Annotated in this window: 20 protein-coding genes; 6 read left to right on the top strand and 14 right to left on the bottom strand. The window is 71.1% G+C overall.

The genetic code is table 11. The features are described 5' to 3' along the window. Positions 1-39 precede the first annotated feature (39 nt). A complete protein-coding gene (locus tag N8J89_RS04935) occupies positions 40-543 on the bottom strand; it encodes a DUF6912 family protein (protein ID WP_283663165.1) in 504 nt (167 codons plus the stop codon). After that, positions 540-1,937 carry a WS/DGAT/MGAT family O-acyltransferase gene (locus tag N8J89_RS04930; RefSeq protein ID WP_283663164.1) on the bottom strand — a complete coding sequence of 466 codons (1,398 nt, stop codon included), beginning with the start codon at positions 1,935-1,937 and terminating at the stop codon, positions 540-542. The genes N8J89_RS04935 and N8J89_RS04930 overlap by 4 nt, the downstream gene beginning before the upstream one ends. Before the next feature lie 75 nt (positions 1,938-2,012). On the opposite strand from N8J89_RS04930, the gene N8J89_RS04925 reads away from it, so the two are divergent. Beyond that, positions 2,013-2,771, top strand: a complete 759-nt coding sequence (locus N8J89_RS04925) for a TrmH family RNA methyltransferase (protein WP_252484254.1) — start codon at positions 2,013-2,015, stop codon at positions 2,769-2,771. Positions 2,772-2,792: 21 nt separating this feature from the next. Next, positions 2,793-3,422 carry a hypothetical protein gene (locus N8J89_RS04920; protein ID WP_283663163.1) on the top strand — a complete coding sequence of 210 codons (630 nt, stop codon included), beginning with the start codon at positions 2,793-2,795 and terminating at the stop codon, positions 3,420-3,422. Here N8J89_RS04920 and N8J89_RS04915 read toward each other — a convergent pair. Then, entirely contained in the window at positions 3,411-3,830 is a 420-nt protein-coding gene (locus tag N8J89_RS04915; RefSeq protein ID WP_283663162.1) for an HAD-IA family hydrolase, read from the bottom strand. The two genes, N8J89_RS04920 and N8J89_RS04915, sit on opposite strands and share 12 nt — an antisense overlap. A 69-nt stretch (positions 3,831-3,899) precedes the next feature. Between N8J89_RS04915 and N8J89_RS04910 the strand changes: the two genes are divergently transcribed. After that, entirely contained in the window at positions 3,900-4,322 is a 423-nt protein-coding gene (locus N8J89_RS04910) for an Rv3235 family protein (RefSeq protein ID WP_283663161.1), read from the top strand. Positions 4,323-4,435: 113 nt separating this feature from the next. On the opposite strand, the gene secA is transcribed toward N8J89_RS04910, so the two are convergent. From secA to mtrA, 6 genes are all read right to left on the bottom strand, one after another. Then, the gene (gene secA / locus N8J89_RS04905; protein ID WP_283663160.1) at positions 4,436-7,243 is read right to left on the bottom strand and encodes a preprotein translocase subunit SecA; all 2,808 of its coding nucleotides are present in this window, start codon (positions 7,241-7,243) and stop codon (positions 4,436-4,438) included. A gap of 241 nt (positions 7,244-7,484) precedes the next feature. Beyond that, the gene (gene hpf, locus N8J89_RS04900) at positions 7,485-8,168 is read right to left on the bottom strand and encodes a ribosome hibernation-promoting factor, HPF/YfiA family (protein ID WP_283663159.1); all 684 of its coding nucleotides are present in this window, start codon (positions 8,166-8,168) and stop codon (positions 7,485-7,487) included. 298 nt (positions 8,169-8,466) lie between these two features. Then, on the bottom strand, positions 8,467-9,288 hold the full coding sequence (locus N8J89_RS04895) for a ComF family protein (RefSeq protein ID WP_283663158.1): 822 nt from the start codon (positions 9,286-9,288) through the stop codon (positions 8,467-8,469). Between the two features lie 75 nt (positions 9,289-9,363). Continuing rightward, positions 9,364-11,082 (bottom strand): LpqB family beta-propeller domain-containing protein, encoded by a 1,719-nt coding sequence (locus tag N8J89_RS04890; protein ID WP_283663157.1) that lies wholly within the window; start codon positions 11,080-11,082, stop codon positions 9,364-9,366. Then, complete coding sequence (mtrB, locus tag N8J89_RS04885; protein WP_502868419.1) at positions 11,079-12,773, bottom strand: MtrAB system histidine kinase MtrB; 1,695 nt, start codon at positions 12,771-12,773, stop codon at positions 11,079-11,081. The genes N8J89_RS04890 and mtrB overlap by 4 nt, the downstream gene beginning before the upstream one ends. A gap of 34 nt (positions 12,774-12,807) precedes the next feature. After that, positions 12,808-13,485 (bottom strand): MtrAB system response regulator MtrA, encoded by a 678-nt coding sequence (gene mtrA / locus N8J89_RS04880; protein WP_283663156.1) that lies wholly within the window; start codon positions 13,483-13,485, stop codon positions 12,808-12,810. Between the two features lie 312 nt (positions 13,486-13,797). On the opposite strand from mtrA, the gene N8J89_RS04875 reads away from it, so the two are divergent. Then, positions 13,798-14,286 carry a VOC family protein gene (locus tag N8J89_RS04875; protein WP_283663155.1) on the top strand — a complete coding sequence of 163 codons (489 nt, stop codon included), beginning with the start codon at positions 13,798-13,800 and terminating at the stop codon, positions 14,284-14,286. Between the two features lie 294 nt (positions 14,287-14,580). Here the strand turns inward: N8J89_RS04875 and N8J89_RS04870 are convergent, their stop codons facing one another. From N8J89_RS04870 to N8J89_RS04860, 3 genes are all read right to left on the bottom strand, one after another. Beyond that, complete coding sequence (locus N8J89_RS04870) at positions 14,581-15,219, bottom strand: dTMP kinase (RefSeq protein ID WP_283663154.1); 639 nt, start codon at positions 15,217-15,219, stop codon at positions 14,581-14,583. A gap of 83 nt (positions 15,220-15,302) precedes the next feature. Continuing rightward, complete coding sequence (locus N8J89_RS04865) at positions 15,303-16,073, bottom strand: hypothetical protein (protein ID WP_283663153.1); 771 nt, start codon at positions 16,071-16,073, stop codon at positions 15,303-15,305. 5 nt (positions 16,074-16,078) lie between these two features. Then, positions 16,079-16,741 carry a papain-like cysteine protease family protein gene (locus N8J89_RS04860; RefSeq protein WP_283663152.1) on the bottom strand — a complete coding sequence of 221 codons (663 nt, stop codon included), beginning with the start codon at positions 16,739-16,741 and terminating at the stop codon, positions 16,079-16,081. Between the two features lie 293 nt (positions 16,742-17,034). Here N8J89_RS04860 and N8J89_RS04855 point away from each other — a divergent pair, with 293 nt between their 5' ends. Beyond that, on the top strand, positions 17,035-17,976 hold the full coding sequence (locus N8J89_RS04855; protein WP_283663151.1) for a helix-turn-helix domain-containing protein: 942 nt from the start codon (positions 17,035-17,037) through the stop codon (positions 17,974-17,976). A 275-nt stretch (positions 17,977-18,251) separates the two neighbouring features. Here the strand turns inward: N8J89_RS04855 and ahcY are convergent, their stop codons facing one another. After that, positions 18,252-19,715 (bottom strand): adenosylhomocysteinase, encoded by a 1,464-nt coding sequence (gene ahcY, locus N8J89_RS04850; protein ID WP_283663150.1) that lies wholly within the window; start codon positions 19,713-19,715, stop codon positions 18,252-18,254. 174 nt (positions 19,716-19,889) lie between these two features. On the opposite strand from ahcY, the gene N8J89_RS04845 reads away from it, so the two are divergent. Further along, positions 19,890-22,199 (top strand): hypothetical protein, encoded by a 2,310-nt coding sequence (locus tag N8J89_RS04845; RefSeq protein WP_283663149.1) that lies wholly within the window; start codon positions 19,890-19,892, stop codon positions 22,197-22,199. On the opposite strand, the gene N8J89_RS04840 is transcribed toward N8J89_RS04845, so the two are convergent. Further along, positions 22,185-23,498: a glutamate mutase L gene (locus tag N8J89_RS04840; protein ID WP_283663148.1), complete on the bottom strand. Its 1,314-nt coding sequence runs from the start codon at positions 23,496-23,498 to the stop codon at positions 22,185-22,187. The genes N8J89_RS04845 and N8J89_RS04840 overlap by 15 nt on opposite strands. Between the last annotated feature and the right edge of the window lie 24 nt (positions 23,499-23,522).

Raw genomic sequence — 23,522 nt, 5'->3', positions numbered from 1 at the left:
ACCAGGGCGTGAGATTGAACGCCCGGTAGCCCGTTTCAGTTACATCAGTTCCAGCAGAAAGGGCAGCTCCTGGGTGGCGTACCACTGGAGCTCGTGGTCCTCGGCCTCACCGAGCAGGAACTCCGCGTCCGGATCGCCCATGTCGGCCGCGTCCACCACGCCCGAGGCGTCCCGGACCGCGTCCTCGGCGTCGGACCCGTCCACGTGCACCGCGGCCACCGCCGACAGCGGCACCACGCCGGGCAGCTTCACCACCGCGTAGTCCAGGTCGGGCCGCAGCGTGACGCCCTCCACGTCGGCGGAGATCACCGCGCGGCGCAGCGGCGGCTTGTCCCCGTTCTCCAGCTCGGCGGCGAGCAGTCTGAGCGAGGCGCGCCCGGCCTCGGTCATCGCCGCGTACTCCAGCTCCTCGGTGTCGCCTGCCGCGTAGGACTCCCGCAGCATCGGGGTGAGCGCGAAGGCCGTCTGGCCGATCGCGGAGATCTCGCCCTGCTCCACCAGCTTGCGCAACATCGGCACCGTCGCCGGGATGTAGACCCTCATGCCGAGACCGCTCCCACAAGTTCCTCCAAGGACTCCTCGACCATGCTCGCGAGCACGTCCACATCCGACATGGCGTCCCGGTCGGCGTTGAGTCCGAAGTAGACACCGCCGTCGTAGGAGGTGACCCCGATGGACAGTGCCTGGTTCATCGCCAACGGGACGACCGGGAACATCTCCATCATCCTCGCTCCCGCGGCATACAGCGGGACCTGCGGCCCCGGCACGTTGGTCACCACCAGGTTGAAGATCCGCCGGGAGAAGGAGCTGGCCGCGCGGGCGCCCAGCGCGTGCAGGGTGGGCGGAGCGAACCCGGAGAGCCGGACCAGCGCGTCCGCGGCCACCGACTGGCCGGACTCCTGGTGCGCGCGCATGGCGTGGCTGACGTGGTGCAGCCGGACCACCGCGTTCGGCTCGCCCACCGGCAGGTCCAGCAGGTACGAGGACACCTTGTTGCCCGCCACGCCGTCGCCGGGCTCGGTCTCCCTGATCGAGAGCGGCACCATGGCGCGGATGGTGGTGGAGGAGGTGACCGCCTCGCCCCTGGAGAGCAGCCAGGTGCGCAGCGCGCCGGTCAGCACGGTGAGGATCACGTCGTTGACCGTGCCGCCGTGGCGGCGGCGCACCGCGCGGTAGTCCTCCAGCCGGGTGCGGGCCACCGCGTACCGGCGCTGGGTGCCGATCCGGGAGTTCAGCGGGCTGCCGGGGGCCGGGCGGTAGGCGGTGCCCAGCGCGGAGGCCAGGCCGCCGACCGCGTCGCCCACCTTGCGCACGGTGGCCGCGGCGTCCAGCGCGGCCGCCCGCATGTTCTCCACCAGCTCGCCCGGTCGCTGCACTATCTCGGCCATCGCGTCCAGCACCAGCTGCGCGGTGCTCGGCTCGGGCTGCGGCATCCACAGCTCCGCGTCGGCTTTGCGGGGCGAGGGCGAGACGTCCAGGATCACCTGGGTCAGGTCGATCGCGCCCGCGCCGTCCACCATCGCCTGGTGCGTCTTGGTGATCACCGCGGCCCGGTTCCTGGCCAGGCCCTCGACCAGGTAGACCTCCCACAGCGGGCGGGTGTGGTCCAGCGGCCGGGACATCAGCCTGGCGACCAGCTCGTGCAGCTGGTGCTCGCTGCCCGGCTTGGGCAGGGCGGAGCGGCGCACGTGGTAGGTGATGTCGAAGTCGGGGTCGTCGGTCCACACCGGCCGGGCCAGCCTGCCCGGCACCTGGGTGACCCGCTGCCGGTAGCGCGGCACCAGGCCGAGCCGCTGCTCGATCAGGCCGACCAGCCGGTCGTAGTCGAAGCCCGAACGCGGCCTGCGGAAGACGGCCACCCCGCCCACGTGCATGGGCGTCGTCGAGTCCTCCAGGTAGAGGAAGGACGCGTCCAGGGCAGACAACCGGTCGGGCATGTCAGCGATCCTGGCACACCCAGGGGCGGGAGCGGACCGGTGATCACATCTGCTGAACGCGTAACCTGTGCCTTCGTGCAACCTGCTGTGTCCCCGAAAGATCGGTTCGTCACCGTCTACGGCCGCAAGCCCGTGCTGGAGGCGCTGGCCGACGACCGGCTCGAGGTCGACAAGGTCATGCTCGCCGACAACGCCCGCGGTCCGGCCGCCCAGGAGATCCTGGCCGCGGCCGCCCGGCGCGGGGTGCCGGTGCAGCGGGCCACCGCGCAGCGGGTGAAGGTGCTGGCGGGCAACGGCAAACAGGACCAGGGCGTGCTGGCCGATGTGGTCGCCACCCGGATGCGCCCGCTCAGCGCCGCGCTCTCGGCCGGCCGGCTGCCCGACTCGGTGCTGCTGCTCGACGGCGTCACCACCCCGGCCAACGTGGGCATGATCCTGCGCGCGGCCACCGCGGCCGGGATCGGCGGCATCGTGGTGCCGCGCCGGGGCGTGGCCAGCATCGACCCGCTGGTGGTGAAGGCATCCGCCGGGGTGGCCTTCCACGCGCCGATCCTCAAGACGGCCACCGCCGGCGAGGCCGCGGGTGAGCTGCGCGCGGCCGGGTACCGGTTGTTCGGCATGGACGCCGGGGCCAAGGACACCCTGTTCACCGCGAACTTCCCGCGCCGGGTCGCCTTCGTCATGGGCGGGGAGACCGCGGGCCTGTCGCCGGAGGTCTCCCGGCAGGTGCACGGCTGGGTGTCGATCCCGATGGCAGGCGGGGTGGAGTCGCTGAACGTGGCCACCGCCGCGGCCGTGCTCTGCTTCGAGTTGGTCAGACGGGGATCTCACTGAGCCTGGCCTACCGTGGGGCCCGTGCGTGCGAGCCGTGAACTGCTGACCGCCCTGGTCCCGCTGGCCGTGGCCGGTGCGGTGCTGGCGGGCTGCATGAACGTCATCCCCGGCACCGCGGAGCTGCCGGACAACATCGCGCTCTCCCCCACCAACCGCACCGGCACCCCCACCGAGCGGGCGCCGGCGGGCTCGGTGTCGCCGCAGACGCTGGGCTCGGTGCCGCTGGTGACCGGGGTGGTCGCGGACGAGTGCCTGCTCACCGCGGACGAGTTCACCACCATGATCGACAAGCCCACCCGGACCGGCCGCAACGCCGTGGTCGAGCTGGAGGGCCAGGGCCCGGCGCGCAGCTGCTACTACGACGCCGCCGACGGCGACCGGTACAGCGGCTGGATCAACATCTACGGCTCGGCCGGTCCCAGCACCCCCGACCTGATCAACCGGATCAACCAGAACGTGCTGATCAGCCGCAAGCTGGAGGGCGTCGGCCTGTCCGCGGTCTACCACCCGGCTGCGCAGATCCCCGACGGCGGCACGATCTACGTGGCCACCGAGAAGTACCTGGTGGAGATCAGGCTGAAGACGGTCATCGCCGAGGACCAGAAGCTCATCGACGCGGCCAAGGCGGCTCTCGGTCGCCTACCCGCCTAGCTTCCGCTCGAACAGGGTCTCCAGCTCCGCCACGGTGCTGGCCACGGTGGTGTGGTGCACGCCGACCATGCCGGTGGCCGCGGCCGCGCGCACGTTGACCCGCAGGTCGTCCACGAACACGCACTGACCGGGCGCGAGCCCCAGCCGGTCCGCGGTCAGCCGGTAGACCCGCTCGTCCGGTTTGGCGATGCCCACCTCGCCGGAGAGCACCATGGTGTCGAACAGCGCGCCGAACGGGCTGTCCGGATCCGGCCCCGGCCCCTCGGCGTTGGACAGCAAGGCGGTCCGCAGCCCGGCCGCCTTCGCCCTGCGCAGCACGCCGAAGAGCGGGGGTTCGGCGGCGGCGGGGTCGTCGCCCCAGTCGGTGAGCACGCCGCCGTAATCGACGAGCAGTGCGACAAGGTCCACGCCGGTCACCCTAAATCACCTTGCCGGGTGCTCCCGGTATCCCGGGTCGCCGGGTCCGCTCTGTTCGGCATGCGATGCGAGCAACTGCCGCGGCCCCGGCTGCACCGGCTGGACCGGGTGATCCCGGCGCCCCGCTTCCACGACGCGAGCCAGCTGGCCCTCGACCTGTGGCGGCCCGCGCCTCCGCCGCCGGATCCCCGGCGGGAGATGGTGTGGCGGTTGTTCGTGGTGGCGCTGGAGGTGCTGGGCGGGCACCGGCCGCTGTGGCAGCTGCGGCCGATGGTGAACCGGCGGGTGTTCGAGGCGTTCCTGGCCCGGCCGCACCGGGGCCCGGTGAGCTACCGGCTGCGGACGGTGCACGTGAGCTCACCGGTGTGGCAGGTGATCGAGGCCAACGGGACGGCGGCCGGCGGCGGGCGGGTGCGGGCGATCGCGGGGCGGCTGGAGCGGCGCGGGGAGGAGTGGCTGGCCACCGCGCTGGCGTTGTTGTGAGGAAGACGAACGCGGCACCCGGTCCTGGTGGGGACCGGGTGCCGCGTGCGGTTCGGGTCAGCGCCTGCCGGGCCGGTCGGCCGCGGTCGCGGCCTGCCGGCGTCGGCCGGGCGTTACCGGCGGCGCTTCTTGTTGGCGGCGCGGGCGGCGGCGCGGCGCTCGCGCCGGGTGCCGCCCTGGTCGTCGTCCTCGGCGTCGCCGTGGGACTCCACGCCGCCGTCCTCGGCCGGGCCGGAGTAGGTCAGGTGCTGCTGGCCGGGGCCGCCGAGTCCCTTGCCGCGCAGCGCGGGCGGGATCTGATTGCCCGCGTCGAGCTGGCTCATCGCGGGACCGGCCGGCGCCTCCATCGGCTGGATGACCGGCAGGATGGTGGTCGGCGGGCCGTTGTCGATCTCGGGCTCCGGCTGCTCGGGAGCCTCCTCCGGCTCCACCGCCTCGACCTGCAGGTTGAACAGGAAGCCGACCGACTCCTCCTTCAACGCGTCCAGCATCGCGTTGAACATGTCGAAGCCCTCGCGCTGGTACTCGATCAGCGGGTCGCGCTGGGCCATCGCACGCAGGCCGATGCCCTCCTTGAGGTAGTCCATCTCGTAGAGGTGCTCGCGCCACTTGCGGTCCAGCACCGACAGCAGCACCCGGCGCTCCAGCTCGCGCATCGCGCCCTCGCCGACCCGGCTGTCGATGTCGGCCTCGCGCTCGCGGTAGGCCTTGAGGATGTCGTCGACGACCAGCTGGGTCAGCTTCTCCTTGTCGAGGTCCTCTTCCTCCTCGAGGATCTGCTTCCAGTCCAGCGAGATCGGGTACAGCGTCTTCAGCGCCGTCCACAGCTGCTCGAGGTCCCAGTCCTCGGAGTAGCCGCCGGAGGTGGCGCCCTCGACGTAGGCGGTCGCCGTGTCGGTGATCATGTTGGTGATCTGCTCCTGGAGGTCCTCGCCCTCCAGCACCCGGCGGCGCTCGGCGTAGATCACCGTGCGCTGCTTGTTCATGACCTCGTCGTACTTGAGGACGTTCTTGCGGATCTCGAAGTTCTGCTGCTCGACCTGGGTCTGCGCGCTCTGGATGGCCTTGCTGACCATCTTCGCCTCGATCGGCACGTCCTCCGGCACCTTCAGCCTGGTCATCACCATCTCGACCATGCTGGCGTTGAACCGCCGCATCAGCTCATCGCCCAGCGACAGGTAGAACCGGGACTCGCCGGGGTCGCCCTGACGGCCGGAGCGGCCGCGCAGCTGGTTGTCGATGCGCCGGGACTCGTGCCGCTCGGTGCCCAGCACGTACAGCCCGCCCACGTCGCGGACCTCCTCGGCCTCGGCCTTGACGGCCTCCTTGGCCTCCTCGACCGCCTGCGGGTAGAGCTTGTCGTACTCCTCCGGCGTGGTCACGGGGTCCAGGCCGCGGGCGCGCAGCTCCATGTCGGCCATGAACTCGGGGTTGCCACCGAGCATGATGTCGGTGCCTCGACCGGCCATGTTGGTGGCCACCGTGACCGCGCCCTTGTGCCCGGCGAGGGCGATGATCGCCGCCTCCCGCTCGTGGTGCTTGGCGTTGAGCACCTCGTGCGGGATGCCCTTCTTCACCAGCAGCTTGGACAGGTACTCCGAGCGCTCCACCGAGGTGGTGCCGACCAGCACCGGCTGGCCCTTCTCGTGCCGCTCGGCGATGTCCTCGGCGACCGCCTCGAACTTGGCCGCCTCGGTCTTGTAGATCAGGTCGCCCTGGTCCTTGCGCTGCATCGGCCGGTTGGTCGGGATGGGCACCACGCCGAGCTTGTAGATCTGGTGCAGCTCGGCCGCCTCGGTCTGGGCGGTGCCGGTCATGCCGGAGAGCTTGTCGTAGAGGCGGAAGTAGTTCTGCAGGGTGATCGTGGCCAGGGTCTGGTTCTCGGCCTTGATCTCCACCTTCTCCTTGGCCTCGATGGCCTGGTGCATGCCCTCGTTGTAGCGGCGACCGGCCAGCACGCGGCCGGTGAACTCGTCCACGATCAGGACCTCGCCGTCGCGGACGATGTAGTCCTTGTCGCGCAGGAAGAGTTCCTTGGCCTTGATCGCGTTGTTGAGGTAGCCCACCAGCGGGGTGTTGGCCGCCTCGTACAGGTTCTCGATGCCCAGCTGGTCCTCGACGAAGGTGACGCCCTCCTCCGAGACGCCGACGGTGCGCTTGCGCTCGTCGACCTCGTAGTGCACGTCCTTCTTCATCAGCGGGATGATCCGGGCGAACTCCTGGTACCAGCGCGAGGACTGGTCAGCCGGGCCGGAGATGATCAGCGGCGTCCTGGCCTCGTCGACCAGGATGGAGTCCACCTCGTCGACGATGGCGTAGTTGTGGCCGCGCTGGACGCACTCCTCCAGGCTCCAGGCCATGTTGTCGCGCAGGTAGTCGAAGCCGAACTCGTTGTTCGTGCCGTAGGTGATGTCCGCGTGGTAGGCGGTCCGGCGCTGGTCCGGGGTCATCGAGGACAGGATCGCGCCGACCTCCAGGCCGAGGAAGCGGTGCACGCGGCCCATCCACTCCGCGTCGCGCTTGGCCAGGTAGTCGTTGACCGTGACCACGTGCACGCCCTTGCCCGCGATGGCGTTGAGATAGGCGGGTGGCACACAGGTCAGGGTCTTGCCCTCACCGGTCTTCATCTCCGAGATCTGGCCGAGGTGCAGCGCCGCGCCGCCCATGAGCTGGACGGTGTAGTGCCGTTGGCCGAGCACCCGCTTGGCTGCTTCCCGGGCGACCGCGAAGGCCTCCGGGAGCAGCTCGTCCAGGGACTCGCCGTCGGCGTGGCGTTTTTTGAACTCCTCGGTCTTCCCCCGCAGCTCGGCATCGGACAGGTCGACGACATCGTCCTCCAGGGAGTCGATGTGCGTCGCGATCGAGCGGAGCCGCTTGAGCGTCTTGCCTTCGCCGGCGCGGAGCAGTCGGGACAGGACCATCCGAGGTCGACCTCACTAGCTGATCGGATGCGCCCCTGGACAGGACGCCTTGACGTCATCGTAGGCAACCAGCCAACACCGGCTGCCATGAACTCCAGAAAACCAGAAACCCGGCAGCCTGCCCAGAGTGCGGCAATACGGTGTTCGACGACCTCCGCCCGTCGGTAGACAACGGACGGCCCCCGTGCGGCGTTCAGCCGAACGGGGGCCATCGGATGGCTAGCGGGATCGGGGAGGGAGGTCAGGCGAGGCGGATGACGCCGTAGTCGAAGCCGCGACGGCGGTAGACGACGCTCGGTCGTCCGCTGTCGGCGCAGGCGAACAGGTAGAAGTCGTGTCCGACCAGTTCCATCTCGTAGAGGGCCTGGTCGACGGTCATGGGCTTGGCCGGGTGCTCCTTTTCCCTGACCACGCGTCCGGGCAGGTACTCCTCGTACTGGTCGCTGTCCCAGCGCTGCTCAGGCACCTGGGCGTCGCCGGAGGGGAGGTCGGTGGCCTCCAGCAGCGCGGTCCTGGACCGCTGCGCCTGGCCGTTTCCGGCGGAATGGTCGATCTCGTGCACGAGGGTGGCGGCAGTGGCCGCGGTCGCCTCGGCCACGGACTTCGGGGCGTGCCTGCCGTGGTGCACACGGCGGCGGTCGTGGGCTTTGCGGAGCCTGCCTTCCAGCTTGCTGACGGCGGCGTCGAGGGCGGCGTAGAAGTCGCCCGCGCATGCTTCGGCCCGGATGACAGGGCCTCGACCCTTACCGGTAATCTCTACCCGCTGGCAGTTCTTCATCTGCCTGCGGTTGGGCTCGTGGAAGAGCTCGACGTCGAAGCTGATAACTTTCCTGTCGTAACGTCCGAGCCGGGAGAGCTTGTCGGTCACGTGCTCCCGGTAGTGATCAGGCACCTCGACGTTACGGCCCTTGACGACGATGTCCATACACGACCTCCCTTGCGTCGCGCGGTGTTGCCAGAAAAGCGGTCATTGCGGCGCCGATAACTGACGGAGGTTGTCAGCTCCCTGCCGGCGCCAGGTCCATGGGCTGTTCGCCTCCTCCCCAAGCCCGGAGTCGCTGATAGCGGAGCACGTTAGCCCTGGTTCCCCGAAGGCAACAGCCCCCTGTACGGAGGACGTCAATCCCCCGCACGCCGTGACTGTGCGCGACCAAACAGGGGCCAGAGCTGGCCAGCGGTGGTGCTCGAAGATCACCCAGGTGATCGTCAAACCCTCCTCACCATCACTCGATCGGGGGATGGGATTGCAGACCGTTGTCTGAAGTCCCAGTGCTCCGAACGGGGGGTTCCTCGGGCTCATACCCGGCAAACGGCTCAGCCCGTCCATAGGTTCCGCGACCCTCCGACCTGCTGGTTTTTCTCAGTGTTTTCTTGGGGTCCAGCTCTGGTTCAAGGCGACCGGGCGGTCCGGTCAGGGCGAGCAGCCCGGTCACCCGCAACCCCGCGGCGCGCAGCACCCCGGTGCAGACGGCCGCGGTCGCGCCGGTGGTGACAACGTCGTCAACGAGCAGCACCGGCGTGCCTGGCGGCGGGGACCATCGCCCGCTCAGGTGTACCCGGTTCCGCAGGTTGGCCAACCGCTCATCCGGCCTGAGCCCAACAGAGTCTGTGGCCGTCCTGTCGAGCCCCAGGATGGGGAGTGCGCTCGCTCGTTCGAGGTGTGCGGCGATGCTCGCGGTGAGCCTGAGCATGTGCGAGCCACCCCTTGCCCTGGCCGCGGCCCTCCTGGAGGGTGCGGGCACCAGCCACCAGTGGCCGCCGGAATCCGGGCTGCCGCGGGGCAGCCGGGGCACCGCGGCGGCCAGCGCGGCCCCCAGTCCGGCGGCCAGGTCGCGTCTGCGGCGTTCCTTGTAGGCCAGCACGGTGGCCCTGGCCGGGCCGGAATATTCCGCCACCACGTGCACGGGCGGCAGCCGGGGCAGGCCGAGCCGCACCCGGTACAGCCCGGCGAAGCGGGCCCGGCAGGGCAGGCACCACGGCGTGCCGGTGCGGCGGCAGCCCGCGCACACGCGGGGCAGCAGGAGGTCGAGCAGGGCGGTGAGCACCCGTTCAGCCTGCGCCAGATCACGGCTCCGTGGGGCGCGCTGTCCACAGGGCGCGAGTTGTCCCCAAACTGCAGGTCAGCCGGGGTAGAACGGGACCACGTCGAAGGGCAGGCTCGGCGAGACCTGGCTCCACAGCTCATCCGGCCCCTGGGACTGCCACAGCCCGCGCCGGTCCGCGACCACGATGTTGCGGCCGGGCGCGGCGGTGATCGCGGTGAACCCGGGTGAGAGGTTGGTGGACTGGAACCGTTCCCAGGACTGCCCGTCGGCCTGCACCCGCAGCACCTGACCGGAGGTCCCGCCGGTGGCCACCACCATCTGGTCGGCCTGCCACCAGTCCACGCCGACCACGTTGGGCAGCGCCCCGGCGGCCACCTGGCGGACCGCACGGATCGCGGTGGTCTCGCCCTCCTTGACCACCGAGCCGACCAGCAGCCTGCCGTCCACCACCGCCGCGATCCGGATGCCGTCCCTGGACAGCCGCAGGTCGGTGACCGGCCCCAGCTTGGTCAGCTCGTCCGCGCTGACCCGCTGCGGCTTCCACACCCCGCCGGACTCCACCACCCGCATGACCGTGCTGTGGTCGGCCACCGTCCACAGCTCAGGGCCCTCCGGCCGCCAGGTCGGCCTGGTCAGCTCGCCGGCCGGCAGGCTCACCTGGCGCAGCGCGGTCGGCGCGCCCACCCGCAGCGCCACGTTGTCGCCGGAGCGGGCCACCACGGCCAGCCGGTCCCCCTTGGGCGACTGGGCCGCGGTCACCACGGACAGCTCGCCGCTGCCCGCCGGGCCGGGGAACGGCTCGCCGCCGGGCAGGTACCGGACCGCGCCGTTGACCACGGCCAGGTAGTTGGTCTCCGGGCTCAGCGTGAAGTTGTGCTCGTACTTGGACACGTCGCCAGGGCGCCACTCCTGCTTGTCCGGGATCATGGACACGCCGTCGCTCTGCAGCTTGATCCGGTTGTTGGACACCGACTGCAGGGACAGCACCACCTGCGCGGCGACCAGCTGCCGGTCCTCCTTGGACACCTCGTTGAGCCCGGTCAGGTTGACCGACATCGCGCCGTGGTTGTCCTCGGTGACGTTGGTGTCCAGGTTCACCCCGCCGGGCAGCGCGCTGCGCACGGCGTTGCGCAGCGCCGCCGAGGGCCCGCCGATCAGCAGTTCCATGGTGCGCTGCGGCAGGGTGTTGTTCGGGCGCAGCGGCAGGTAGCGGGCGTCCCGGACGATCGAGGTGCCGCTGGGGTCGAAGAAGGCCAGCCGGACCTGCTTGTAGTTGGCGTCCATGTCGGTGCGGGCGACCAGGATCTCCGCCGGCGGCTCCTGGATCCGCCACTGCCCGTCCTTCTGCTTGGCCACCTTCACCGGCAGTTCGAGGTCCAGTGGCTCCTGGCCGGGCACGAAGGCGTTGTCCGTGCCGAGCTGACCGATCCGGCGGCCGCGCACGGTCACCGTCTGGGTGTCGCCGACCCCGCCGTCGGTGGTCACCTGGGTGTTGAAGTTGTCCTCGATGACGGTCAGCTGCCGGTTGGCGTCCCAGGACTTGTCCAGCGGCGGCACCAGGTACTGCCTGGCCTCGGCCCTGCTGCCCTCCGGCTTGCCGGAGGCGCCGATGAAGTTGCGGACCAGGTTGGCCGGGTCCTCCCCGCCCTGCGGGCCGGCCGGCGCGGAGGTGCGGGTGGTGTCCCCGGAGGCGGTGCTGATCGGTTTGGGCGCGGTGTACTCGGGGATGGCGGCGCAGCCGGTGCTCAGCAGCACGCCGCCGATGGCGCACAGCGCCAGCAGTCGCCGGGTCATTCGCGCTGGTCCTCGTCTCCTCCGGGGCCCAAGGCCACCGCGACCGCCCGCGGACGGCCGCCGCCGGGCAGCGGCGGGGGCAGTGGCAGCGGGCTGCCGCTGTGCAGCTCGATGTCCTGCCTGCGGGGCAGCGTCAGCCGGAAGCAGGCGCCCTCGCCCAGCTCACCCCACGCCTCCAGTCTGCCACCGTGCAGGTGCGCGTCCTCGATGCTGATCGACAACCCGAGTCCGGTTCCGCCGGTCTGCCGGTCCCGCGAGGGGTCGGCGCGCCAGAAGCGGGTGAACACCAACTCGGCCTCGCCCGGCCGCAGGCCGACCCCGAAGTCCCGCACGGTGAAGGCGATCGCGTTCCGGTCCGCGGCCAGCTGCAGCTGGACCGGGCGGCCCTCGCCGTGGTCGATCGCGTTGGCCAGCAGGTTGCGCAGGATGCGTTCCAGCCTGCGCGCGTCCACCTCGGCGGTGACCTCCTCGGCAGGCAGGTACAGCTCGACCGGCACGCCGGCCTTGCCGGAGATCACCCGGACCGAGTCGACCGCGCGCTGCACGATGCTGCGCACGTCCATGGCGTCCACGGACAGGTCGGCGACCCCGGCGTCCAGTCGGCTGATCTCCAGCAGGTCGGCCAGCAGCGCCTCGAACCGGTCCAGTTCGGCGACCAGCAGCTCGGTGGAGCGGGCCAGGCCCTGCGGGAACTGCTCGCGGGAGGCGTGCAGCACGTCGGCGGCCATCCGGACCGTGGTCAGCGGGGTGCGCAGCTCGTGCGAGACGTCGGAGGTGAACCGGCGCTGGAGCTGGCCGAACTCCTCCAGCTGCTGGATCTGGCGTTGCAGGCTGGCGGCCATCTCGTTGAAGGAGTCGGCCAGCCTGGCCACGTCGTCCTCGCCGATGGCGTGCATGCGCTCGTCCAGCTTGCCGTCGGCGAAGCGCTCGGCGACCTCGGCGGCCTGCCGCACCGGGCGGACCACCTGCCTGGTCACCAGGTTGGTGATGCCGGCCAGCAGGAACAGCAGCACCAGGCCGCCGATGCCCAGGGTGGACTGCACCACCGCGACGGTGCGCTGCTCGGCGGTGAGCGGGAAGAGCAGGTAGAGCTGGAGCGCGCGGCCCGCGCTGGCCACCGGCAGGCCGACCACGAGCAGGGTGACCCGGCCGGAGTCCCTGGCCACCGTGGTGATCTGGGTGGCCTTGCGGTCCTGCTGGACGTCGTTGCGCAGCTGGGTGGGCACGTCGTTGATCTGCCCGGCGTAGGCGGGCCTGGCGCCCGGCGCGACCGGTCCGGCGCCGTCGACCAGCACCGGCTCGAACGCGCCGGCGGCCGGGTTGGCCACGTCGCGTTCCAGCGAGGGGCTGGTCAGCTTGGTCAGCGCGCTGGCCAGCCGCTGCCCGAGCAGCTCGGTGTTGGCCGGGTCGACCGCCAGCAGCTCCCGCTGCACCACCTCGGCGCTGCGGAAGGCCTGCGCGATCGCCGCGCTCTCCTTGGCGTTCATCAGCCGGTCGGTGACCTGGGTCTGGAGCACGATGCCCAGCACGAACACCACGGCGGAGGACAGCGCGAGGGTACTCACCACGACCCGCAGCTGCAGCGAACGTCGCCACAGCGCGGCGAAGGCCAGCCAGCGTCGCCGACCCTGGTACGCCAGGCGCTTGCACCTGCGGACCAGGGTCGGGAACCGACGTTGGAGGACCGTCACGACCGTCCACACAGGACGGTCACGGCGGCACGCCTCACGGCGGACCGGCCTTGTACCCCACGCCGCGGACGGTCAGCACGACCTCCGGGCGTTCCGGGTCCTTCTCCACCTTCGAGCGCAGTCGCTGGACGTGCACGTTCACCAGCCTGGTGTCCGCCGCGTGCCGATAACCCCACACCTGTTCCAGGAGCACCTCGCGGGTGAACACCTGGCGCGGCTTGCGGGCCAGCGCGACCAACAGGTCGAACTCCAGCGGGGTCAGCTGGATGGCCTTCCCCTCCCTGGTGACCTCGTGGCCTGGCACGTCGATGGTCAGATCGCCGATGGAGAGCACCTCGGCCGGCTCGGCCTCGGTCCTGCGAAGCCTGGCCCGGATCCGGGCGACCAGCTCCTTCGGCTTGAACGGCTTCACCACGTAGTCGTCGGCCCCGGACTCCAGGCCGAGCACGATGTCCACGGTGTCGCTCTTGGCTGTGAGCATGACGATGGGGATGCCCGACTCGGACCTGATGGCCTTGCAGACATCGATGCCGTTCATTCCTGGCAGCATCAGGTCCAGCAGGACAAGGTCCGGTTTGAGCTCGCGGAGTGCGGGCAGTGCCCGCGTCCCGTCCCCGACGACGGCGGTGTCGAAGCCTTCCCCGCGGAGCACGATGGTCAACATCTCCGCCAGCGCAGGGTCGTCATCCACCACGAGTACGCGCGCCTTCATTGGCCACATGTTTCCACTGCCCGCTACCCGGGTGCGAACCACCCGTTGACCATTGCCGCCGTTTGCAGACCCGTTCGTTATCGATCGACCCCCTGACAGGCCGATCGACTGCCCGATCGGACGGTTACCCAGAGTTATTCGCGTGTGCCTGTCCATCACGACCTCCCGCCCGACGGGCACGGCACCATTGCCGCTCACCGCCTACAGCGCTCGCCCATTGCCCCGCGTTACCGATTTGCGACCAATCGAGTCAACTTTGTCAACCCTTCAGGGAGTAAGTTGAAGATTGAACTACCAGTGGAGGGAACTCTGATGGCCATCCGGCGTCTCAACCATGCAGTCCTCTACGTCCGCGACGTGACCCGCAGCCAGGCCTTCTACCAGGACGTACTCGGTTTCCGAGTGGTGCACCAGCTCCCTGGCGCGGCCTTCCTGCAGGCACCCGAGTCGGACAACGACCACGACCTGGGCCTGTTCCAGATCGGCGACCACGCCGGCCCGTCCACCGCGGGCCGCACCAGCGTGGGCCTCTACCACCTGGCCTGGTCGGTGAACACGCTGACCGAACTGGCCGACTACGCGGAGCGCCTGCGCGCGGCAGGAGCCCTGGTCGGCGCCTCGGACCACATCACCACCAAGGCCCTCTACGCCAAGGACCCGGACGGCCTGGAGTTCGAGGTCTCCTGGCTGGTCCCCCTGGCCAAGGTCACCGAGGACATGCGAGCCCACCCCAAAACCCTCCCCCTGGACCTGGACCAGGAAATCACCCGATGGGGTGGCGACCTGGTAGGCGCGCTCTAGCGGGAGCGAGGGGCGAGGGCAGGGCCAGGGCTGAACGGGACCGGGCCAGGGCCGCGCGGAGCAGCACCGGGGCACGGCTCGCGAAAGATCGCCAGCGACAACTTGCCGCGTTGGGAGGCGTGGCGCGCCAGCGACACGCCGGGCCCTTTGACCAGCGACGGGCTTGATTTTTTCGCGTCGTGCGTTCGTGACCCCGGCACTCCGAAGCTTGCTTCGCGTGTGCCGGGGTCACGAACGCACGACATAAGGAGCGAAAAAATCCCGCGCGCGGAGCGCGCCAATGTGACAGTCCAGCTACAGCACGCGAGCACCCAGCTCCGCGATGTCCATCGACCCCACCCCATCAACCACGTGCCAGTCGGCAAGCCAGTGCTCAGCCGCCAGCTGCTGGTAAACCTTCGCGCACCGAGCCTGCAACCCCGCATCCGTCTCATACGAGTCGCGAGCCCGGTCCGCCTCAACCGCCTCCCGCTGCACCGCCCGCGCGGCCGCCACCTCAACCGGCACCTGCAACAACAGGTGCAGATCCGGCACCGGCACCCCGAACCGCCGGATCTCCAGGTCATAAGCCCAGCCAACGAACTCGCCATGCGCGTCCTGGTGCAGCCGAGCAGCACAGTAAGCCGCGTTGGAAGCGACGTACCGATCCAGCAGCACCACGTCATGCGTGGCCAGATCAGCCCGCAGCGAGTCAGCGGCACCCCGCCGGTCCAGCGCGTACAGCACAGCCATCGCGTAGACCGAATCCACGGTGTCCCCGAGCCGCCCCTGCAGGGCGTCGCGGACCAGGTCGGCGTGCACGTCCTCGCCGTAGCGGGGGAAAGCGCGCCGGGCGACGGTCTTGCCGCGCTGGCGCAGTTCCGCGGTGAGCGCGTCGGCGAGCGTTCGCTTGCCCGCGCCGTCCAGACCCTCGATGACCACCAGTCGACCCACGTCGTCATCTAACCCGACGAAGGAGTGAGTCCCGTGGGGCGGGGGCTTCCGGGCAACGCCCGCCCCACGGGGCTCCGGTGCTCCTACGCGCTGCGGCGCAGGAACACCGAGCCGAACCCGATCACCAGCAGGGAGCCCAGCAGGACGAGGACCAGCGGCAGGGAGCTGCCCTCGTCCGCAGGGGCGGCGTAGCCGTAACCACCGGCGTTGCCGCGCTGGGCGTAGTTCGAGCCGGCCTGCTTGTCGCCGTACTTGGTGGCGACGGCGCGCTGGTAGTCGGCGACGGAGACGGTCGCGCCGTCGCCGTCGAGGCGGCGGACGGTGTCGCCGTGCACCGCGTACCAGGCGTTGATCTGCGGTTCCTGCAACAGGTACGCGCCCGGTGGCAGCTTGGCGGCGAGCTGGCGCTCGCGGTCACCGGAGGCGATGTTGCCGACCTGCCAGGCGCCGCGCTCGTCGCGCACCGTCCACAACGTCGCGCTCGCGCCACCCGCGCCGGTGGCGGGCACCGCGACGTAGGCCAGCGAGCCCGGCGCGGCGCTCTTGCCCGCGACGAAGTCCTTGGCCAGCTGGTAGACCGGCACCGGCTGCGGGGCGACCGCGATCTCGGCGTCCAGGCCGGGCGCGCCGCCGGTGGAGGACAGCCCACCGGTGGAGGAGCCCGAGGGATCGGCCTGGAAGAACTTGCCGAGGGTGGCCCGGTTGGCCGGGTCCGCCGCGACCTGGGCCGCCGCGGCCAGGTCCTGGGCCGAGGGCTCGTTCGCCGCCGGCGCCGCGCTGGCGCCCCAGCCGTTGGCCAGCAGCAGGCCGGCGCCCAGTGCCGCGGTCACGAGCGTCCTGGTGATCCCGCGCATCGCGCTCACCTCCTGATCCCGGTCAGCGTGTGCGTCCAGGTGAAGCTCGAGTTGTTGCGGTAGTAGTTGTAGGTGGCCCAGTTGTAGCGGCTGCTGGACTGCCACGGGTCGCCCCAGTAGACCCAGCTCTTGGTGGTGTCGTAGCCGTAGAGCACGTGCATGTGGCCACCGCCGGACTGCCAGCCGATCCGGGTCTCGACGGGCTGGTCGGCCGCGGTCTGCTGCTGGATGGTGGCGTAGCTGAGCGTGTTGCTCAGGTACTGGCCGGGGTTGGTGAAGTTCAGCTTGCGCAGCGCGTTCTGCGCCTCGCCGAGGTGGGCCTGGTCGTTGGGGCAGGCGGAGCTGGTGGCGCGGTTCTTGGCCAGCGCGCAGAAGTGGTTCTGGCTGACGCTGACGCCGTGCCAGGCCGCGATGGTGTTGCCCGCGGCGGCCCAGCACCAGTTGGTCTTCTCCTGGGCCTGCATGGTGATGTTGACTCGATACGCCGCCGGCAGAGCCGCTGCGGTGCGTGTGTCTGCGGCAGGCAGGGCCGCGGCGCTCTGGGTGTGTGCTGCCTGTTCGATGGTGGCCGGAGCGGCGAACGCTCCTGGGACGGGGACGAGCAGCCAGCTGGCCAGCACCGCGGCCATGCCGGCCACGGCTCTGCGCAGTTCGGACCTCCGTGACACGGTGGTCTTCTCCTCTCGCCGGTCCACCCGGTGACCGCACGCCGCAGGGTTGGCGCGGGCAGCTCGGGCGGTGGTTGCGGAAGAGTCCGGCGCAAACGGTTGGGCGACAACCGACGGAGGTTGGTCTGGCCGACCGGGCAGGACCGTTCCGGGGTGGACGATGTAGCGCGAACGAGGGAACTGCTGGCCTGACCTGCCTTGTTGGCGGTTGGATCACACTCGGTCGAGTGGTTACCGTGAACGTTCACAGCCCGTTCACAGGGCGTGAAAATCGCGGGCGGAAGGTGAGTGGCATGGTCTCCGACGTCCCAGAGGGTCTCGCCGACGCGCTGCGCTACGGCCCGTTCCACCGCGCCCTGCGGGAGTCCATCAGCTGCCGCGGCCTGTCCCTGGCCCGGCTCACCGCGCACCTGCGCCGCCTGGGCATCAGCACCGGCCAGTCCACCCTGAGCTACTGGCAGCGCGGCCTGCGCCACCCCGAGGTGCCCGGCTCGCTGCCCACGGTGCGCGCGCTGGAGACGGTGCTCCGGCTGCCCTCGGACTCACTGGTGGTGCTGCTCGGCCCGCAGCACCGGCCACCGGGCGCGGACCGGGAGAAGCTGACCTCCTTCGCCGATCTGGTGGAGGTCGGCAAGATCACCGCGGACCTGTTGGAGGAGCTGGACGCCGCGCCGGAGGTGCACCGGTGCAACACCGCGATGCGGGTCCGGATGGTGCACGAGGTGGTGGCCTTCGGCCAGGACCGGGTGCAGCGCGCCGTGCGGTCGAAACTGGTGGTCAGGGCGGTGCAGCCGGGGCCGTACCGGTATCTGGCGGTATATCACGGCGATGACGGCGCGGACATGACGCAGGTGACCGTGCGGGCCGAGGAGGGCTGCCGGATCGGCCGGGTCCGCTGGCGGGACGGCGGTCCGGGCGCGCTGGCCATCGAGCTGCTGTTCGACCGGCGGCTGGCCGAGGGCGAGACGCACGTCTTCGAGTACTCGGTGCTGGACGGGACCGGGGCCGAGTCGCCCGGCTACCACCGGATGCTGCGCACGCACTGCGGCGCGTACCTGCTGCAGCTGAGCTTCCACCGCAAGGCGCTGCCCGCCCGGTGCGTGCGCCGGGTGCTGGCCAGGGAGGACGCGGTGCCTGCGGAGTCGGAGGAGCTGGTGTGCGCGGATGCCAGGGTGAGCGCGTTCTTCGCCGACGCGGGGCCGGGACTGGCCGGGATCGCGGTGGACTGGCGCTGAAAAAAGCCAGGCCGCAACGCACGTCCGGTGGAATCAGGCTGGCCGGTCTGGACAGCGGACGCCCTGGCCAGCCCATACTCGCCGGGGGAACTCGGCAAGGGGACGTCATGCGACTGACACCGGAAAGCTCGTGCCCGAACAGCACCAAGGGGCACACGTACAAGATCGTCAAGGGCGAGTGGACCTGCACCAACTGCGGGCACCGGCTGTGAAACGACGGCGGGCCCGCCCCGAAGGACGAGCCCGCCGTGAAGAACCCGAACTGACCGGCAGGATCAGTAGCGGTAGTGCTCCAGCTTGTACGGGCCCTCGACGTCCACGTTGATGTACTCGGCCTGCTCCTTGGTGAGCTTGGTCAGCTCGCCACCGAGGGCCTCGAGGTGGATCTTGGCGACCTTCTCGTCCAGTGCCTTCGGCAGGCGGAAGACCTCCTTGTCGTACTCCTCGTTCTTGGTGAACAGCTCGATCTGCGCGATCACCTGGTTGGAGAAGGAGTTCGACATGACGAAGCTCGGGTGGCCGGTGGCGTTGCCCAGGTTCATCAGGCGGCCCTCGGAGAGCACGATGACCGTGCGGCCGGAGGGGAAGCGCCACTCGTCGACCTGCGGCTTGATGTTGGTGCGGTGGATGCCGGGGTAGCGCTGCAGCCCGGCCATGTCGATCTCGTTGTCGAAGTGGCCGATGTTCGCCACGATCGCCTGGTGCTTCATCCGGGCCATGTGCTCGACGAGCAGCACGTCCTTGTTGCCGGTGGCGGTGATGATGATGTCCGCCTGGTCGACCAGCTTGTCGATGGTGCCGACCTGGTAACCGTCCATCGCCGCCTGCAGGCCACAGATCGGGTCGATCTCGGCCACGATCACCCGGGCGCCCTGGCCGCGAAGGGACTCGGCGCAGCCCTTGCCGACGTCGCCGTAGCCCGCGACGAGCGCGACCTTGCCGCCGATGAGCACGTCGGTGGCCCGGTTGAGGCCGTCGATCAGCGAGTGGCGGCAGCCGTAGCGGTTGTCGAACTTCGACTTGGTGACCGAGTCGTTGACGTTGATCGCGGGGAAGAGCAGCTGACCCGCCTCGGCCAGCTGGTACAGGCGCAGCACGCCGGTGGTGGTCTCCTCGGTGACGCCGAGGATGCCCTCACCGATCTTGGTCCAGCGGTTGTCGGACTCCTTGAGGGACTGCCGCAGCAGCTCCAGGAAGACCTGCCACTCCTCCGGGTCGTCGGCCTCGGTGTTGGGCACCACGCCGTTCTTCTCGAACTCGGTGCCCTTGTGCACCAGCATGGTGGCGTCGCCGCCGTCGTCCAGGATCATGTTCGGGCCCTGGCCGTCGGCGAAGTCGAAGAGCTGGCGGGTGCACCACCAGTACTCCTCCAGGGTCTCGCCCTTCCACGCGAACACCGGGACGCCCTTGGGCTCCTCCTCGGTGCCGTGCGGGCCGACGACGACCGCGGCCGCGGCGTGGTCCTGGGTGGAGAAGATGTTGCAGGAGACCCAGCGCACCTCCGCACCCAGCGACACCAGGGTCTCGATGAGCACCGCGGTCTGCACGGTCATGTGCAGCGAGCCGGCGATCCGCGCGCCACGCAGCGGGTAGACCTCCGCGTACTCACGGCGCAGCGCCATCAGGCCCGGCATCTCGTGTTCGGCCAGGCGGATCTCCTTGCGGCCGAACTCGGCCAGCGAAAGATCGGCTACCGCGAAGTCGATGCCATTACGGGTCTGCAGCCTTTCGGCGGTCATGAACCGGCTCCATCCAAGTCTTGGGAATCCGCTGGCCACCCTACAACCAGCCACGCCGGGAACGGCATATGACGTAATTCAACAGCTGGATGTCCGAAGATGACCCCTCGGCGGGATTTCACCGGCCCCAGTGTGACCTGAAACACGCAAGATCAAAATGGTTCGGAGACAACTGTGCTTCTTCCCGGCCCCGACACCCGTGTCATCGAGCTGCGCGTGCCGGGGGTGCTCGGCGCGACCCCGGAGTCGGTGACCGGCTCTGCCAGCGCGGTCGATGTGGCCGGGGACGGGCTGGGCCGGGTGGTGCGGCCCGCGGACCGGATGGAGCGGCCGGTTTCCGGGCCCTCGCTGTCGCTGGGCGGGCGGCCGATCGCCAGGGTGATCGAGGGTTACGTGTGGGGCGCGATGACCTCCGGCGGTGTGGCCAAGGCCACCTGGGCGCTGCTGTTCCCGTTCACCCTGGCCAACGTGGCGCACTGGATGCTGCCGCCGGTGCCGCCGGGATCGCGGCTGGCCAAGGGGCTTGGCGTGCTGCTGCGGGCGCTGCTGCGGCTGGCCGCGCTGGGGCTGACCATGCTGTTCATCGGGCAGCTCGCGGTGGTCTCGGTGGACCTGGTCGCGGCGCAGTGCCTTTCCCCCGCGCTGGAGTGCGCGGGCGGGCTGACCCCGACCTGGCTGCGCGACTCCGCCACCCTGCGGATGATCTCCGGGCTGCTGCCGGTGCTGGTCGCGATCGCGGTGCTGTACCGGGTCTCCGGGGTGGACTGGGAGCTCGCCGTGCCGCACACCGCGGACCCGCCGGGGCACGCCATGTCGAACCTGCCGGGGGCCGGGGTCATCCCCGATCCGGACACCCCCGCGCTGCGCGGCCTGCACACCGCGGCCGGGCCGGCCGCCGTGGCCTGGCTGCTGCTGGGCGGTCCGGCAGGACCCCTTCGGGCGGACCTGGCCGCCCTGTGGGGCACCACGGTGCTGATCCTCGGGCTGTGCGCGCTGGGCGTGCTGCTGCTCGACGACCCCGGCGGCAGCCATCCGGACCGGGCCGGACGCTGGCTGCGGGCCGCGCTGGCCCCGGCGCCGCGGCGGATGCTGGTGCTGGCCTCGCTGGTGCTGCTGGGCGCGGCCGCGGCGTACACGCCGGAGCTGTCCGGGCCGCTGCCCGCCTCCGACGGCACCGTGCAGGGCATCGCGGTCGGGCTCGGCCTGTGCTGCGTGCTGTTCGGGCTGCTGCTGATCCCGGCCGCGCTGCTGGCCCGGCCGACCTGGCGCAAGCTGCCGAGGAACCTGCGGCCGTGGGCCGGTGGCTGGATGGCCGCGCCGGTGCTGGGACTGGCCGGGCTGCTGGGCGGCGGGTTCGGCGCCGGGATCGCGATCACCTTCGAGCAGCTGCTCACCCCGGTGCAGCTGGAGCTGCCCTCGGGCTACCGCTGGGTGACGCTGGTGTGGGGCACCGCGGCCGGGGTCGCGGTGACCGTGGCGGCGCTGTGCGCGCCGGTGGTGCTGCTGCTGCGGCGACTGCGGGTGCGGCGCGGCAGCTACGTCCCGCCGGAGGTGCGCCTGCTGCACAAGGACCGGCCCAAGGACGAGCTGCGCGCGGCGCGGGCCTGGCGACGGGCGGAGTGGCAGCGCGCGCACGCGCACCACCTGCTGATCTGCTTCGCCGGACTGCTCGGCCTCGGCGCGGCGGCCTCGGTGACCATGCAGGCGCTGGGCACGCCGCTGCCCACCGGGCTGGCCCCGCTGTCCGGGGTCGGCGTGCTCGCGCTCGGCGTGCTCGGCGGCGGGCTGCTGTACCTGGTGTGGCTGGCCGCGCGGCACCCGGAACGGGCGAAACAGGTTGGCGTGCTGGCGGATCTGGCCGCGTTCTGGCCGCGCGAGGCGCATCCGACGGTGCCGCCGTGCTACGCGATGAAGGTGGTGCCGGAGCTGGTGGCCCGCGCCGAGGAGCACCTGAAGGAACCGGGCAACCGGGTGGTGCTGGTCGGGCACAGCCAGGGCAGCCTGCTGGCCGCGGTCGCGGTGTCCCGGCTGCTGGACTCGGCCTCGGAGTACGACCGGGAGCGGATCGGCCTGGTCACCGCGGGCTCGCAGTTGCAGTGGGCGTACCCGAGGGCGTTCCCCGCGGTGGTGCCGGTCTCCTCGCTGACCGCCCTGCACGGGCAGCTGGGCGGGCGGTGGCGCTCGCTGTGCCGGGGCACCGACCCGCTGGGCGGCGCGGTGACCACCTGGGCCAGGCAGGTCTACGACGGGATGATGCTGGGCGTGGGCTTCCGCGCCGACGGCACCACCGGACCGCTGCCCGCGGCCACGGTCGGCCCGAACGGCGCGCTGGTGCTGGGCGGCGACCACTGGCTGCCGGACCCGATGCGCGGCCCGTTCCCGTTCCGCCGCTGGGCGCCCGGCGTGCTGGGGCACGTGGAGTACCAGCCGGATCCGGAGTGGGACCGCGCGGTGAGCATCGCCGCCGGGCTAGAAAAACCCTAGCGTCCCGGTCAGCAGTTTCCGGCTGGCCGCACTGTGCCCGGCCTCGGCGAGCAGTCCGGCCGGCGCGAGCACGTAGCGCTGGTCCACCACGGCCCTGGCGTTGCGCAGCACCGGCCGCAGCACCGGATCGGCGCGCAACGCGGTCACCACGGCCTCCACCCTGGCGGGCTCGGCGTGCCGGAACACGCCGCCGGACAACACCAGCAGCCCGACACCCTGCGGTCCCAGCCGCCCGGCGACCAGCCGCAGGTGACGACGCAGGCCGAGCACCGCGGCCAGCTCGGCGATCCGGCCGTCCACCGCGGTCTCCACCGCATCGGCTGGCACCCAGTCCACCGCCCCGGCCCGGAACTCCGCCCGCGCGGCAAGGGACTCCGCCTCCGCCGCGTCGATCAACCGCTCCGCCGCCGCCTCGGCCAGCACCCCGGGCGCGGACCAGCGCATGCCCAGGTCGCCCTCCACGGTCCGCCGGTCCGGCGGCAGCTCCACCGTGCTGCGCCCGGCCAGCTCGTCCACGGTCGCCACTGCCGAGTACACGTCGGTGGTCGCCCCGCCCACGTCCACCACCAGCACCGCGCCGGGCGCGTCCGAGTCGGCCAGCGCCGCGGCCAGCTCGGCCACCCCGCGCAGCACCGCGTCCGGCGTGACCGCCCGGACCAGCCGCCGGAACCGCGGTCCCCTGGACAGGCCCTTGCCGCCGATGACGTGGGTCAGGAACAGCTCCCGGATCGCCGCCCGCGCCGGGCCTGGGGCCAGCTCGCCGACGTCGGGCAGCACGTTGTCGGTGGCGATCACGGTCCGCCCGGCCGCGGTCAGCGCCGCGGTCGCCTCGGCCCGCACCTCCCGGTTCCCGGCCAGCACGACCGGCGCCCGCAACCGGTTGGCCGCCACCCGCTTCGCGTTGTGCGCCAACACCCTGGTCTCGCCACCGTCGGTGCCGCCGACCAGCAGCAGCACATCGGGCGTACTGGCCCGCAACGCCTTGATGCCTGCGCCGTCCAGCTCGCCAGCGGCCACGTGCACGATCTTCGCCCCGGCCGAGAGCGCGACCCGGTACGCGGCCTCGGCGCTGACCAGCCGTTCCTGGCCGACCACGGCCAGCCGCAGGCCGCCACCGGCCGAGGAGCAGGCCAGCACCTCGGCGCCGGTGGCGCGCAGTTCGGCGGTGACCGCGTCGATGCCGGTGAGCACCTCCGGCGGCGTGGTGGGGTGCTGGGCGGTGCCGAGCAGCGCGCCGTCCAGGCCGACCAGCGCGGCCTTGGTCCACGTCGAACCGACGTCGAGGCAAAGGATGGTCACGACGGCACGCTACCGGCACACTGG

The organism is Crossiella sp. CA-258035 (genome assembly GCF_030064675.1).
In the GTDB taxonomy this organism is placed as follows: domain Bacteria; phylum Actinomycetota; class Actinomycetes; order Mycobacteriales; family Pseudonocardiaceae; genus Crossiella.
The sequence above is the reverse complement of the archived record's forward strand: the minus strand, read 5'-3'. Positions and strand labels throughout refer to the sequence as shown.

Coding starts and splice junctions, on each gene's coding strand:
- N8J89_RS04935 (WP_283663165.1), bottom strand. CDS start 543: ATGAGGGTCTACATCCCGGCGACGGTGCCGATGTTGCGCAAGCTGGTG.
- N8J89_RS04930 (WP_283663164.1), bottom strand. CDS start 1,937: ATGCCCGACCGGTTGTCTGCCCTGGACGCGTCCTTCCTCTACCTGGAG.
- N8J89_RS04910 (WP_283663161.1), top strand. CDS start 3,900: ATGCGATGCGAGCAACTGCCGCGGCCCCGGCTGCACCGGCTGGACCGG.
- secA (WP_283663160.1), bottom strand. CDS start 7,243: ATGGTCCTGTCCCGACTGCTCCGCGCCGGCGAAGGCAAGACGCTCAAG.
- hpf (WP_283663159.1), bottom strand. CDS start 8,168: ATGGACATCGTCGTCAAGGGCCGTAACGTCGAGGTGCCTGATCACTAC.
- N8J89_RS04890 (WP_283663157.1), bottom strand. CDS start 11,082: ATGACCCGGCGACTGCTGGCGCTGTGCGCCATCGGCGGCGTGCTGCTG.
- mtrA (WP_283663156.1), bottom strand. CDS start 13,485: ATGAAGGCGCGCGTACTCGTGGTGGATGACGACCCTGCGCTGGCGGAG.
- N8J89_RS04875 (WP_283663155.1), top strand. CDS start 13,798: ATGGCCATCCGGCGTCTCAACCATGCAGTCCTCTACGTCCGCGACGTG.
- N8J89_RS04865 (WP_283663153.1), bottom strand. CDS start 16,073: ATGCGCGGGATCACCAGGACGCTCGTGACCGCGGCACTGGGCGCCGGC.
- N8J89_RS04855 (WP_283663151.1), top strand. CDS start 17,035: ATGGTCTCCGACGTCCCAGAGGGTCTCGCCGACGCGCTGCGCTACGGC.
- ahcY (WP_283663150.1), bottom strand. CDS start 19,715: ATGACCGCCGAAAGGCTGCAGACCCGTAATGGCATCGACTTCGCGGTA.